This is a genomic window from Croceitalea sp. W27, assembly GCF_055693185.1.
Genome location: NZ_CM146327.1, coordinates 2,397,749 through 2,411,634, shown reverse-complemented (window position 1 = coordinate 2,411,634; position 13,886 = coordinate 2,397,749). Strand labels below are relative to the sequence as shown.

Sequence of the window (13,886 nt, the reverse complement as noted above, 5' to 3'; positions counted from 1 at the left end):
GTTACCTGTCTAAAATAAACTCGAAGGCATTCTTCATCAATTGCACAAATTCCGCATCTGAATACTTGTTTTTTGAATGCCCCATGCTGGTGTAAAAACTGATCCCGCCATCTGGCCTTTCCCAATAGTGGGCGGTCATTCTAGCATCGTCATACGAATTGTCACCTGTATCGGAAACATGCAATAGTTCTGTGAAAGAGCTATTTAAATAACCCCCTTCCCAATAATACCATTCCTCATTATCATCCCATGGAAAAGAAATCATTTTGGTCAGGTCAGTGTTTTGATTTTCAATGGTGACGGTTGCCCCAAAATTATTTACAGTATGGTTGGGGCCGTTTCTTACACTACAACCTGTAACATGCTCAGCGTACCAATCCCATTCACCTTTTCCGCCTCCATTTACAGTACTTGCCGTACTATGCCCATACGCATCGCTTGCGGCGTGATTGGAAATGAAATGTCCTCCTTGTGCTGCATAAGCCTCTACCACATTTCGTTGAGCGTTATTTAAGGTATTCCCTGAAGTATTGGTAAAGAAGATAACATCAAAATTATTGACGCTTTCTTGGTCGTCAAAAATAGAAGCATTGTCACTAACCTCAACATCAAAACTGAGATCCGTGGCTATTTGGTTAACCATTGCTGCAGATTCTTCTTTTGTATTGTGATTAAAGCCCGAGGTTTTCGTGAAAACTAGAATTTTAGCGGTATCCGTTGAATCGTCATCATTAACGGGGTCATCCCCTGACTGTTCTTCATTATCCTCTTCAGCTATGGGTATTTCAGCATCTGAACAGGAAAAGAATAAGAAGAAAATCAATAGATATTTTAGGGGTAAATAGGTAGATTTCATAATGTGGGGCTTTTCTACTAATAGATACGTTAGCACCCGATCACTTGGTCTATATTACCCGTAAAAATTATGAAATCTACTTTCGTAATCTGCTATGAACGCTTTAAACACCAAGATATGGCACCTAAAAGATGCTGCCTAAAGTCAGGCTCAGCATATGATTCGTTGGTATGTCCTCCACCGGTATAATAAGCGCGCCCTCCGTCAAATTCATGATACCACGCTATCGGATGATTTTCACCATTGGTGCCTCCCTCATAACTGGTTTCGTCCAGATTCATTACAACGGTAACATTAGGATTCAAGTTTTTAAAATTATACCACTCATCCGTACGCTTTATGGCATCATCAAGGTGCGCTGTTGAGCTATGCGCTTTGGTCAAAACATCGATCTTGGCTTCTCTAACATTTGGATTATTTGGGTGACCGCTAAAGTAACCTCCTACTAACTTTCCGTACCAAGGCCAATCGTATTCCGTATCCGTAGCGGCATGAATACCAAGAAAACTACCACCAGCTTTTATATAATTCTCAAAAGCAGTTTGCTCGGTTTCATCCAAAACATCCATAGTAGTACTTAAGAATACCACCAATTGGTAGTTGGCTAAATTTTCTGGATTAAAGTCTTCTGAACTTTCTGTGCGTAGCACGATAAAATTATTTTTACGGCCCATTTCGCGCAAGGCTTTCACCCCCGTTGAAATACTTTCATGCCTATAGCCTTTGGTTTTCGTAAATACTAATACTAAATCTGGTTTTTTTGGTGGAGTTTCATTCTTAGTTTCTTGTCCGCTAACGGTCATAACAACACAAAAGATTGCTATAACGATTGATTTGATGAATTTCATTTTCTTAAAAGTGTTTATGTGGTTGAAGTTAAATATTTTTTAGGTGTGGTTCCGTATTTCTTTTTAAAGGATGCTATAAAATGACTTGCCGTACTATAGCCTATTTTTAGGCCTACCTCATTCACATTATACCTTCCGGTTTCTAACATTTTACGGGCATATTCCATCTTATAATCAAAAAGGAAGCCAAAAACCGAATCTCCATAAATTTGTTTAAAACCTTCCTTTAATTTTTTTAAGCCTAGACCGATTTCTTCAGAAAGTTCCGTCAAAGTCGGCGGCTCAGACATTCGCGCAATCATGATTTCTTTTGCCTGCCGTATGCGCCGTACATTGTCTTCATCTGCCAAATAAGGGCACTGCTCTAAATCTGCATCTTCTGTCTTATTAAAATACAACGATATTAATTCGTAAACCTTGCCCTTTACGTATAAACTTTTTATCGAAGGATGAAGACTGTAATTCATCAGTTGACTTAAAACAACAGCCATTGCAGGGGTAAGAACCTCTTGAGAATAATACTTCTTTTCACTGTTACCATCGCTTAAAAAGGGAATATAATCGGCCTCTGAAGAAAAAAGCGAATGAAACTTTCGAATAGTCATCACTACGGAGAGCAACCATGAATCTGGTTCTAAAACCACGTTTAAAGGCAAATCTTTCTGTGTATTATAAAGCAACAAAGAGTTTTCTTCAGAAACCTCAAGGGCATAGGCACTATCGTTGAATAAAAATTTAGCATGTCCTTTTAATGAAAAGTGAAACTGAATAAAGGTACTGTCTATACCTCTCTCGATTCGCTTTAATTGGGTTGTATCATTCTGAATTTTAAGCACATAGAAGTCTTGGTCAATTAAAACCTCATCATAAGAACCTTGAGCGATATTTTCTTTCATTCTTTAATCTTCAAAGCACAAATATAGCTATTTAGAATTACTCTAAACAGTAGAATTCTTTAATATTTTTGTCAATAAACACAGTGTTTCACAAAGAATTGGCCCAAAAGTACCTCGAAAACTCCTTTTGTTGTTATTTATAGTACCGCTAGCGTTATTTTTTGATTATAGGTGATCGTACTTTTGCAACGCTGTTTCAGTACAATGAAGAATTACCATCTTTCAAAACATAGTTCTTTTTACGCGATTGGCTTAAGCTATAAAAAAGCAGATGCCGAAGTTCGCGGCAAGTTCAGCGTAGATGTACCCAAGATAGATGCTATAACCCTTGATGCCAAGAAAGAAGGTGTTGAAGGCCTAATGGCAATTTCCACTTGTAACCGCACGGAATTGTTCGGTTTTGCACAGCACCCTTTTCAATTGATCCAGTTACTATGCAAACATACCAAAGGCACTGTTGAAGAATTTCAAGAAGTGGCCTACGTGTACAAAAATCATGATGCTTTTAATCATTTATTTCATGTTGGCACTGGACTGGACAGCCAAATTCTTGGAGATTTTGAAATTATAAGCCAAATAAAGCAAAGCTTTTATAGATCCAAAAAGCACGGGATGTCAAATCCGTTTTTAGAACGGTTGTGTAATTCGGTTATACAGGCAAGCAAACGTATTAAGAACGAAACCGAACTATCTAGCGGAGCGACTTCTGTTGCCTTTGCATCGGTAAAATATATCTTGAATACCATTCCTAATATTTCAGAGAAGAACATATTACTTTTTGGTACTGGAAAAATAGGTAGAAATACCTGTGAAAATCTCGTTAAGCATACCGATAATTCACATATTACCTTAATCAACCGAACCAAGGAAAAGGCGGAGGCCGTTGCCGGCAAGTTTCAACTGGTGGTTAAAGACTATGGTGATTTACAAACAGAGATCCGTAAATCCGATATTTTAGTGGTGGCCACTGGAGCACAGCTACCAACAATATCAAAAGCCGTTATACATTCGAAAAAGCCGTTATTGATTTTAGATTTATCAGTTCCTAAAAATGTGCATGATGATGTCATGGAACTGGACAATGTCACTCTGGTGCATTTAGATCAGTTATCGCAAATTACTGATGAGACCCTTGCCAATAGAAAGGCATACATTCCCAAAGCACATGCCATTATCGACGAGGTAAAAACCGAGTTCATCAAGTGGCTAGAAACGCGAAAGTTCGCCCCTGTAATCAATGCATTAAAAGAGAAGTTGATGATGATGAAAGAGGAAGAATTGGACTTTCACTCCAAAAAACTTACCAATTTTAATCAAGAACAGGCAGAATTGGTCTCAGAACGCATCATTCAAAAAATTACCAAGCAATTTGCCAATCACCTCAAAAAACCAGAGGTAGATACCGATGACAGTTTAGCGCTAATTCAAAAAGTGTTTCAGCTTGAAATAGATTCCAAATGAGCAAAGTAATTCGTATTGGAACTCGCGATAGCGAATTAGCACTTTGGCAAGCCACAACCGTACAGCAAAAATTAGATGAACTGGGCTTGAATACCCAATTGGTGCCGGTAAAATCCACCGGAGATTTAGTGCTGGACAAACCACTCTATGAATTGGGTATTACCGGAATTTTCACAAAAACCCTCGATGTCGCTTTATTGAAAGGTGACATTGACATTGCGGTACATTCCATGAAAGATGTGCCCACACAGCTCCCAAAGGGTATTGTTAAGGCAGCAGTTCTTGAAAGAGCCGCTACCCAAGATATTCTTGTACACCTTGGTACGGACTTTTTGAAAGGAAAAGGCACCATAGCCACAGGAAGTCTGCGAAGAAAGGCCCAGTGGTTACATCGATATCCTGACCATTCCGTTGTCGATTTACGAGGTAATGTGAACACTCGCCTTTTAAAACTCATTGAAAATGGATGGAACGGGGCAATATTCGCTAAAGCGGGTCTTGAACGCATAAAGCTATTGCCAAAAGATGCGGTGCTTTTAGATTGGATGACTCCTGCCCCTGCACAAGGGGCAATGCTGATTGTTGGACTGGAAAAAGAAAAAGAAATACTAGCACAAATTGAACCGTTAAATCACCACGAAACTGATATATGCACCTCAATTGAGCGAGAATTTTTGAGAACTTTAGAAGGCGGTTGTACCGCGCCCATCGGAGCTTTAGCCGAAATTAAAGACCAAAAAGTATATTTTAAAGGTTGTTTACACTCTTTAGATGGCCAACAACAGTTAGAAACCTTGAAAGAGTGCACTATTGGGCAAGTAAAGGACTTTGGCAAACAATGTGCCTTAGAGATTTTAGAGAACGGCGGTAAAGCCTTGATGGAAAGCATAAAAGATGAGCTCAATACTATCCACTAGACTATTGTCACCTTCCCAGAAAGAGTTGTTGCTTAATGCAAAGCAAAATTTCGTGGACTATAATGCCATATCCATTGAGTATTTACCATTTAAAATTGACGAAGAATTCAACAACTATATCTTCACTAGCCAAAATGGCGTAAAAGCTTTTCTCAAAAGCATGCACCACCCTGATATTTATACTAAAAATGTGTTTTGTGTAGGGGAGAAGACAAAATTATTGTTGGAGGAAAACAACCTAAAAGTACTTGAAACGGCAGAAAATGCCTCAAAATTGAGTAAAATTATAGTCGAAAAATACAAAAACAGCTCTTTTTTCATTTTGTCTGGTAATTTAAGACGGCCAGAGCTATCCGAAGCATTCAAAAATAATAACGTTCGGTATAAGGAAGTAATTTGCTATAATACTACTCTAAATTACAAGCGTTTTGACAGCACTTTTGACGGCATTTTATTTTTTAGTCCGAGTGGCGTGCTAAGTTTTACCAAAGAAAACAGTTTAACCCCTAGCTGGGCTTTTTGTATTGGAGAAACGACCGCCGAAGAAGCTAAAAAACATACCGACCAGGTGGTTATTGCCAACAAACCAACTATAGAAAATGTATTGGTACAAGCCATTAAACACTTTAATTCCCCCTTATTCATGGGAATTTAAACAAGTAACAAACTATGATCAAAAACGATTTATTCTTAAAAGCCTTAAAAGGAGAAACCGTAGATAGACCTCCGGTATGGATGATGCGCCAAGCGGGGCGTTACCTACCGGAATTTATGGCGATTAAAAAGAAATACGATTTCTTTACACGATGCCAAACCCCAGAACTGGCCTCTGAAATCACGGTGCAGCCTATTCAACGCTATGGTATGGACGCGGCAATTCTTTTCAGTGATATTCTGGTAATTCCGCAAGCCATGAATATTGAGGTAGAAATGAAGCCTAATTTTGGGCCCTATTTACCAAATCCGATACGAAAGCCTAAAGACTTAGATAGTGTTATTGTGCCAGACATTGAAGACACTTTGGGCTACGTCATGGATGCTATAAAAATGACCAAGGAAAAGTTGGATGATGAAATTCCACTTATTGGTTTTGCAGGTTCACCATGGACTATTTTGTGCTACTGCGTTCAGGGGCAAGGAAGCAAGAATTTTGATCTGGCAAAGGGATTCTGCTTTACACAACCCGCAGCTGCACACCAACTACTTCAAAAAATCACCGATACCACTATAGCCTATTTAAAGGAAAAAGTAAAAGCCGGGGTCAATGCCGTTCAAGTATTTGATTCTTGGGGGGGAATGTTGTCACCGATGGATTATCAAGAATTTTCTTTTCAATACATTCAACAGATAATTGACGCCTTAAAGGATGAAGCCCCGGTAATAGTTTTTGGTAAAGGCTGTTGGTTTGCTCTAAATGATATGGCAAAATCTGGTGCTTCTGCATTAGGTGTCGACTGGACCTGTTCCGCCAGAAACGCGCGATATCTCAGTGGTGGTAAAATTACATTACAGGGCAACTTTGATCCCTCGAGATTGTTGTCCCCACCATCGGAAATCAAAAAGATGGTACATCAAATGATAAATGAATTCGGAAAAGACAACTATATCGTGAACCTTGGTCATGGTATTTTACCGAATATTCCCCTAGAAAATGCAGGTGCCTTTGTAGAGGCGGTTAAAGAATATACCGTTTAAGATATTTATGCAAAAAGACTTCGATAATTACAGCATTTCTCCCATCCATATCAAGGATGCTTGGCGTTTGTGCGATTTAATGGTGTCGAATGCAGATCGGTTTGCCAACTACTTTCCAGGTACCTTAAAAGAAAATCTTAATCCTACACTTTCAAAATTGTTCGTTGAGAAAAAGGTAAAACAATTTGAGTCAAAAGAAGAATACCTCTTTACAATAAAAGAAAATACCGATAGGACTATTATTGGCTTGATCTATGTAAAAGAGCTTCTAAAAAAAGAAGGACAGGGCGAACTGGCCTATTGCATCGGTTACCAATATGCCGGAAAAGGAATCATCACAAAATCGGTTAGTAAAATTATCGATTGGGCTTTTAAAGAGGCTGGGCTATGCACCTTACAGGTAATCGCAAATCAGAATAATATTGCAAGCACAAGGGTCGCAGAAAAGAACGGTTTTATCTGGCAAAGAACTTTTCCAAAAAGCTTTCAATTGCCAAATGGAGAATTCGTTGATATGGAACTTTACGAACTTTATAAAGTGGGAACTGCATGAACCTTTTTAAAACCATAAAGCGAATTAATTTTAAAAGCTTTTGGCAGCTTGTGCTGTTAGGCATTAAAAATCCGTTCTTTATTTATCCTACTTTGAACGCAACAAAAGAATGCCTGGCAGTTTCAACTAAATATTATGGTAGGTTGCATTACCAAAATACCCCGGCAAATGCTTTCAGACATGCATTTTGGAATTATTTAATAGCCAAGAAATGTACCAAATGGTCTAAAAAGACAGATTACATTCTCAATTGGGTGAAAAACATTACCGATTGGCACGAAAACGCATTTAGGAATAGGGAAATGGCCCGAAAAATGGATTTACACAATAACCATGTTGGGCGTTGGCTTTTTAACAAACATAAAGACAAGAGAATTGAAGAAGTAATTCAAATTGTGTTGGAATTGACCAAAAAGTCCATTAAAATTACCAAACAGGTTTCTTTGGAAAAACACCAATTTTCATTGGTTCATCTAACGGATTAATTATGAAGGATAAATTTTATAATTACATACAACAACTTCAGAACACCATTACTTCTAAGCTTGAAGAAATTGACGGTACTGCCAAGTTTCAAGAAGATATTTGGAAGAGACCGGAAGGTGGTGGCGGAAGAACACGTGTTATTGAAAATGGTGCCGTTTTTGAAAAAGGAGGCGTAAACATCTCTGCAGTACATGGTGCCTTACCTGAAAGCATGCAGAATTATTTTGGGGTAAAAGATGCCGACTTTTTTGCTTGTGGTTTAAGTCTAGTTTTGCATCCCAAAAATCCAATGGTACCCACAGTTCATGCAAATTGGCGCTATTTTGAAATGTATGATAAATCGGGTAAGTTGGTCGATCAATGGTTCGGTGGCGGGCAAGACCTTACCCCTTACTATCTTTTTGAAGAAGATGCCATTCACTTTCATACTATTTGTAAAGAAGCCTGCGATAAGCATAATACCGAATTTTACAACAAGTATAAAAAACGCTGTGATGCTTATTTTTGGAATGCGCACCGCAATGAGGCTAGAGGCATCGGCGGTTTATTTTTTGACTATTGCAAACCAAATAAAGAAATGGACATTGAAGGGTGGTATAATTTTGTGACAGAGGTCGGCAACAGCTTTTTAAGTAGTTATATACCAATTGTTACAAAACGTAAATCGCTAGTATACAAGGAATCTCAGCGTAATTGGCAGGAAATTAGGCGCGGGCGTTACGTAGAATTTAATTTGGTTCACGATAAAGGCACCCTATTTGGATTAAAGACCAATGGCCGTATAGAGAGTATTTTAATGAGTCTTCCGCCCCATGTGCAATGGAAATACGACCATCACCCCCAGAAAGGCAGTGAAGAAGAAAAGTTGGTTGCGGTATTAAAAGAACCCAAAGAATGGGTTTAAACCTGTAATTTTAAGAAAAATTAAAAGATGAAAAAAGCAGTTCATATTCTAGGTCTTCTATTGCCCATTGTTCTCTTTTACGCTTGTAATGAAATTACCGCCGATGATTTCGTGCTAACCGACCACAATACCCCTTTGCATAACATAAGCTACAAGTACTGGTATCCTAAAACTGGTAAAACACTTAAAAAGGATGAAGTATTCGTGGTAAAAGCAGCCAAGAAAGGTGACCAGAAAAAATTATGGATAGTTACCTCTTACGGCAACACTTCAAAAAAAGCCGAACCTATCTATTTAAGGAGGAAAAAAATGGAAAACGGCAATTTTGTTTTTCAAGTCACTTCTTGGGATACAGGCAAAAACATATCGCTCTTTTTAGGAAATATGGTTAATGATTCTACGATACATTTCTTTGGATATACGGACGCGGCCATGGAGTATGCCGCAAAAAGCAATCTTTTAAATGATTTTAAGGGGCATGTTCTTGTCAAAAAAGATAAAATTAGTTTCGATTCGATAGCTGCAAACGACCATAAAGCAGCAATTTTAGACTTTATTACTTCTCTAAGTGATGCCACGTATGAAGAAGATATCATTGTATTCACAGGTACCAATAATGAGCGAAAAATAACATCATTAATCAACCAATGAAATTAAAAATTTACCAAATAGATGCTTTTACCGATTATGTTTTTGGTGGTAACCCTGCCGCCGTTTGCATTTTAGATGAATGGTTAGATGCTAAAATGATGCAAGCCATTGCTCAAGAGAATAATTTAGCTGAGACCGCGTTTATTGTACAAAGAAATGCAACATATGAACTGCGCTGGTTTACTCCAGAAACTGAAGTTAATTTATGCGGACATGCCACTTTAGCTTCGGCATATGTACTTTATAACTATCATGGCCATTTAGAAAATACCATTCGTTTTTATTCTCATCGTAGTGGTGAGCTACTTGTGCAAAAAGCGAATGATAATTATATGGTTATGGATTTTCCATCGGACAAAATAGTTGCTATTCAAGGTAATACAGAGATTAATAAATCTATAGGTTTAACACCTGAACGAACCATAAAAGGCAAGACCGACTACCTTTTGATATACAATTCGCAGCAAGAAATTGAAGAAATTGAACCAGATTTCACATTATTGAACAAATTAGATTGCCGTGGAGTCATTGTTTCGGCTCCTGGTGATAAAGTGGACTTCGTGTCCCGGTTTTTTGCCCCACAATGTGGCGTGCCAGAAGACCCCGTAACAGGTTCTGCACACACAACCATGACCCCTTACTGGTCAAAAGTTTTCGGAAAAACAGAAATGACGGCTAAACAACTTTCTAAAAGAGGTGGAGATTTGGTTTGCGAGTATTTAGGAGAACGCGTTAAAATTGCTGGGAAGGCGGTTCCTTATTTAGTTGGGGAAATTAATATATAGCTATAAGCTAAAAGACGTAAGATAAAGAAATAAGAATCACTTTAAAGCTTTAAGTTTTTCACTTAAAACTTAGAACTAAAAACTAAAGAAATGTACCCACTTATTAGAAATAGAAGATTACGGACTTCAGAAGCAATTCGTCATTTGGTTCGAGAGACCATTATCACTCCCAGCGACTTTTTAGTTCCTCTTTTCATTGTGGAAGGAAAAAATGTGAAAGATGAAATCCCTTCAATGCCCAATTACTATCGCATGAGCCTTGATGTTCTTGAAAAAGAAGTTAAAGAACTATGGCAAATGGGGCTTTGTGCTGTTTTACTTTTTGTAAAAGTAGATGATACGCTAAAGGATAATAAAGGTACTGAAGCCTTGAATCCTGATGGTTTGATGCAACGCGCCATTAAAGCGGTAAAGAATACCTGCCCTGAAATGTTGGTCATGACCGATGTTGCGCTAGATCCCTTTTCTTCTTACGGGCATGACGGTATTGTGGCAGAAGGACAAATATTAAATGACGAGACCTGTGAAATACTGGCCGAGATGAGTGTTTCCCATGCATCAGCTGGGGCAGACTTTGTAGCACCCAGTGATATGATGGACGGTCGTATACTTACCATTCGTGAAGCGCTCGAAGATGAGGGCTTTCAAGATACCGGAATTATGAGCTACTCCGCTAAATATGCCAGTGCTTTTTACGGTCCATTTAGGGATGCTTTAGATTCAGCACCAGTAGATATTAAAAACGTTCCTAAGGACAAGAAAACCTATCAAATGGATTCCGCAAATCGGTTTGAAGCTATAAAAGAAACGCAACAAGACATTGATGAAGGTGCCGATATTGTTATGGTAAAACCAGGGCTTTGTTATTTGGATATCGTACGTGAAATAAAAAATGAAGTTGATGTACCAGTAGCAGTTTATCAAGTCTCAGGTGAATATGCCATGGTCAAAGCAGCAGCCGAGAAAGGGTGGTTAGACCATGATTCCGTGATGATGGAACAACTAATTGCCATCAAAAGGGCTGGTGCTAATATTATTGCCAGTTACTTTGCAAAAGATGTCGTCAAATTAATGTAGCAAGATTTCTTTAAAATTTGACTACTTTTAAATTGAATACAACTAACTTATGGGTCTCCTCGTTTTTTACGCTTTTATTTCTATTTTCTTTTCTTTTCTATGCTCCATTCTTGAGGCTGTTCTTCTGAGCATTACACCAACTTTTTTAAATGTAAAAAAGCAAGAAGGCAAAGCTTATGCCGAAGCCTTGGAAGAGATGAAAAAAGATGTCGACAAGCCTTTGATCGCTATTCTTACGCTAAACACCATTGCCCACACTGTTGGTGCTATTCTAGTTGGTGTGCAGGCTAAAGTAGCCTATACCGAACTCTATGGAAGCACAACAAGATCTGTTTTTGGAATCGAGTTTACCGAAGATCTAATGGTGGGTGTCGTTTCTACGATAATGACCATTCTAATTTTAGTCGCTTCGGAAATTATACCAAAAACCATCGGGGCAACCTATTGGAAACAGCTCGCCAATTTCACCTCTAAGGCCCTAAAGGCAATGGTCTTTTTTATGAAATGGACCGGCTTACTTTGGGTCCTGCAGCTTTTCACCAAATTAGTTGGGGGCAAAGGACATCATGGAAGTGTTTTTAGCAAGGAAGATTTTACGGCAATGACAGATATTGCAGAAGAAGAAGGTGTTTTTCAAGAATCGGAATCGACCGTTATTAGAAATCTTTTGACCTTTAATGAAATTCAGGCAAAGGATATCATGACCCCAAGAACAGTAATGAAAATTGCCTCGGAAGACACCACTATTCAAGATTTTTTTGACAATAACCGCCCATTTCGTTTTTCGAGAATACCAGTTTTTAAAGATCGTGCAGATAATATCACCGGATTTTTCCTGAAAGATGAGTTGTTGGAAGCCATCATCAATAAAAGTGGAAATAAAACGCTTGGAACTATAAAAAGAGAAATTTTGATTACCAATCGGGATAAACCAATCCCTGAATTGTTCGAAAAATTTGTAGAGAAGAAAGAGCATATTTCTTTGGTTGTAGATGAGTACGGTTCGGTAAGTGGTATCGTTACTATGGAAGATGTTATTGAGACCCTACTAGGTCTTGAAATTATGGATGAGAGCGATAATGTAGAAGATTTACAGGTTCTGGCCAGAAAAAACTGGGAAGCAAGGGCAAAACGTTTGGGTATTATTGAAGGTTCAAACGAAGTGGAGTAATGGAGACGGCCTATCTACAAACTCCTATAGGTTATGCAGAGCTCAGAGGTGATGAAAAAGGATTGGCATCAATAACCGTTTTTGATGGAGATAGCCCCAATGAGATCATACCAGAAGTATTGGAAGATGCCGTGTATCAGTTTTCAGAATACTTTGATGGCAAACGGACTGTTTTTGACCTAAAACTAAACCCTGAAGGTACCGATTTTCAAAAAAGAGTTTGGGACGCACTTGTTAGAATTCCCTATGGAAAAACAGTTTCTTACCTAGAACTTTCAAAGACCTTAGGTGATGTAAAAGCCATTCGAGCCGTAGCCGCGGCCAACGGCAAAAACCCATTATGGATAGTGGTGCCCTGCCATCGTGTTATTGGAAGTAATGGAGATTTAACCGGGTATGCAGGCGGGCTTCATCGCAAAAAATGGTTGTTGGAACATGAAAGTCCGGCCAAGCAGCAAAGTCTATTTTAATCCTTTAAAAAATAAATTGGTGCAAAAGGCACCGAAACATTTTCTATAAGTTCTCCACCTTCAAAAATTACTAAAACTCCACCGTCGTTCAACTGCCCACCATCAGAAATATAGCCTACGTAAAACTGCTTTTTTACTTTACTATATCCCTGTACGGTTAAAATAAATTGTTTTTGTGCTACCGCCTCTGCTTGCTCAAGAATTGACCTCATATCTATTCTTTCTTCTTCATTTCTGTCAATATCATAAATCGCCGGACCAAAATTTACTGTTGAAGGTTGTGCATATAGAAAGGAATAATAAAGTTTTCCCTCCACTAAATCTACATCGAGCTCACCAGGACTAAAAAAACGTTCAAGTTGAATCGGTGTCGATTCTATAAGTGATAAGGTGTCAAAATCATATATTTCTAATTGTGCATCAATGCCCAAACGGCTCTTGATAACCGCTAGGTTTTTCTCTTCATTGATCAAAAGACTTGGTGAAAATTCGCCGAAGTTTAGCGAGGCCAAAAAGTTTTTAGTGTCTAGATTGTATACCTGTACTTTATATTGATCACTAACATCTTTGTAGGTGATAAATAATTTTCTATCATAGTACAAGGGCTGGTATAGGTTTTCTACATTAAAATCTATCTGTAAGTCAGTGCTTTCAAAACTCGGTATATCGATATTTTTTAATCCTACATTTGTCGAGCCAGACGGATTGTAAAAACCTAAATGAATGGTTTCTTTGCTGTTTGTTCCCCAAACAATGGAATTTTCTATGGAATTGGTAAAAAATCTAGGGAACAAATCAACTTTGCCTGTATTCATATCTTTAAAGGCGAGTGAAAAATCTCCCCCTGAAAAAGAATAATATGACATTGTGTTTTCTACCTGTCTTAAAGTCAAAAAGTTTCCTTCTATACCTAATTCAGAGGATAAATTAACAACATCCAAAGGTGCGGAACCTGAATCATAACGATACTCAAAAAGATTTTCTGCATTCTGACCAATAACTGTAAAGTTAACTGATTCGCTTACCGGTTCTTCAACAAAATTTTCATCTTTCGAGCATCCGATCATCAATATAATCGTCACTAATAGAAAAAACACTTTCAATTTCATAGCAAGA

16 protein-coding genes are annotated in these 13,886 nt (G+C 38.2%); 12 read left to right on the top strand and 4 right to left on the bottom strand.

Going from position 1 to position 13,886, the window contains the following annotated elements:
- Position 1: 1 nt before the first annotated feature.
- The 3 genes from ACZ1GR_RS10875 to ACZ1GR_RS10865 form a co-directional block, all read right to left on the bottom strand.
- A complete protein-coding gene (locus tag ACZ1GR_RS10875; RefSeq protein ID WP_472609004.1) occupies positions 2-856 on the bottom strand; it encodes a ThuA domain-containing protein in 855 nt (284 codons plus the stop codon).
- 92 nt (positions 857-948) lie between these two features.
- Positions 949-1,704 carry a ThuA domain-containing protein gene (locus ACZ1GR_RS10870; protein WP_377767431.1) on the bottom strand — a complete coding sequence of 252 codons (756 nt, stop codon included), beginning with the start codon at positions 1,702-1,704 and terminating at the stop codon, positions 949-951.
- A 14-nt stretch (positions 1,705-1,718) separates the two neighbouring features.
- Positions 1,719-2,600, bottom strand: coding sequence for a helix-turn-helix domain-containing protein (locus ACZ1GR_RS10865; RefSeq protein ID WP_472609003.1), 882 nt, complete (start codon positions 2,598-2,600; stop codon positions 1,719-1,721).
- A 204-nt stretch (positions 2,601-2,804) separates the two neighbouring features.
- Between ACZ1GR_RS10865 and hemA the strand changes: the two genes are divergently transcribed.
- The 12 genes from hemA to ACZ1GR_RS10805 all read left to right on the top strand — a co-directional run bounded on the left by hemA (position 2,805) and on the right by ACZ1GR_RS10805 (position 12,770).
- Positions 2,805-4,061, top strand: coding sequence for a glutamyl-tRNA reductase (hemA, locus tag ACZ1GR_RS10860; RefSeq protein WP_472609002.1), 1,257 nt, complete (start codon positions 2,805-2,807; stop codon positions 4,059-4,061).
- Positions 4,058-4,978, top strand: coding sequence for a hydroxymethylbilane synthase (gene hemC / locus ACZ1GR_RS10855; RefSeq protein ID WP_472609001.1), 921 nt, complete (start codon positions 4,058-4,060; stop codon positions 4,976-4,978). Before hemA ends, hemC begins: the two co-directional genes overlap by 4 nt.
- Positions 4,956-5,633: a uroporphyrinogen-III synthase gene (locus ACZ1GR_RS10850; protein WP_472609000.1), complete on the top strand. Its 678-nt coding sequence runs from the start codon at positions 4,956-4,958 to the stop codon at positions 5,631-5,633. Before hemC ends, ACZ1GR_RS10850 begins: the two co-directional genes overlap by 23 nt.
- 14 nt (positions 5,634-5,647) lie before the next feature.
- Positions 5,648-6,673: a uroporphyrinogen decarboxylase gene (gene hemE / locus ACZ1GR_RS10845; protein ID WP_472608999.1), complete on the top strand. Its 1,026-nt coding sequence runs from the start codon at positions 5,648-5,650 to the stop codon at positions 6,671-6,673.
- 7 nt (positions 6,674-6,680) lie between these two features.
- Entirely contained in the window at positions 6,681-7,226 is a 546-nt protein-coding gene (locus tag ACZ1GR_RS10840) for a GNAT family N-acetyltransferase (RefSeq protein ID WP_472608998.1), read from the top strand.
- Complete coding sequence (locus ACZ1GR_RS10835) at positions 7,223-7,711, top strand: DUF6973 domain-containing protein (RefSeq protein WP_472608997.1); 489 nt, start codon at positions 7,223-7,225, stop codon at positions 7,709-7,711. The genes ACZ1GR_RS10840 and ACZ1GR_RS10835 overlap by 4 nt, the downstream gene beginning before the upstream one ends.
- Before the next feature lie 2 nt (positions 7,712-7,713).
- Positions 7,714-8,616, top strand: coding sequence for an oxygen-dependent coproporphyrinogen oxidase (gene hemF, locus ACZ1GR_RS10830; RefSeq protein WP_472608996.1), 903 nt, complete (start codon positions 7,714-7,716; stop codon positions 8,614-8,616).
- Positions 8,617-8,643: 27 nt separating this feature from the next.
- Positions 8,644-9,267, top strand: a complete 624-nt coding sequence (locus ACZ1GR_RS10825; RefSeq protein WP_472608995.1) for a hypothetical protein — start codon at positions 8,644-8,646, stop codon at positions 9,265-9,267.
- Positions 9,264-10,052, top strand: coding sequence for a PhzF family phenazine biosynthesis protein (locus ACZ1GR_RS10820; protein WP_472608994.1), 789 nt, complete (start codon positions 9,264-9,266; stop codon positions 10,050-10,052). Before ACZ1GR_RS10825 ends, ACZ1GR_RS10820 begins: the two co-directional genes overlap by 4 nt.
- A 90-nt stretch (positions 10,053-10,142) precedes the next feature.
- A complete protein-coding gene (gene hemB / locus ACZ1GR_RS10815; protein ID WP_472608993.1) occupies positions 10,143-11,129 on the top strand; it encodes a porphobilinogen synthase in 987 nt (328 codons plus the stop codon).
- Between the two features lie 49 nt (positions 11,130-11,178).
- Positions 11,179-12,300, top strand: a complete 1,122-nt coding sequence (locus ACZ1GR_RS10810) for a CNNM domain-containing protein (RefSeq protein WP_472608992.1) — start codon at positions 11,179-11,181, stop codon at positions 12,298-12,300.
- The gene (locus ACZ1GR_RS10805; RefSeq protein ID WP_472608991.1) at positions 12,300-12,770 is read left to right on the top strand and encodes a methylated-DNA--[protein]-cysteine S-methyltransferase; all 471 of its coding nucleotides are present in this window, start codon (positions 12,300-12,302) and stop codon (positions 12,768-12,770) included. The genes ACZ1GR_RS10810 and ACZ1GR_RS10805 overlap by 1 nt, the downstream gene beginning before the upstream one ends.
- Here the strand turns inward: ACZ1GR_RS10805 and ACZ1GR_RS10800 are convergent.
- Positions 12,767-13,879, bottom strand: a complete 1,113-nt coding sequence (locus ACZ1GR_RS10800) for a hypothetical protein (protein ID WP_472608990.1) — start codon at positions 13,877-13,879, stop codon at positions 12,767-12,769. The two genes, ACZ1GR_RS10805 and ACZ1GR_RS10800, sit on opposite strands and share 4 nt — an antisense overlap.
- Positions 13,880-13,886 lie beyond the last annotated feature (7 nt).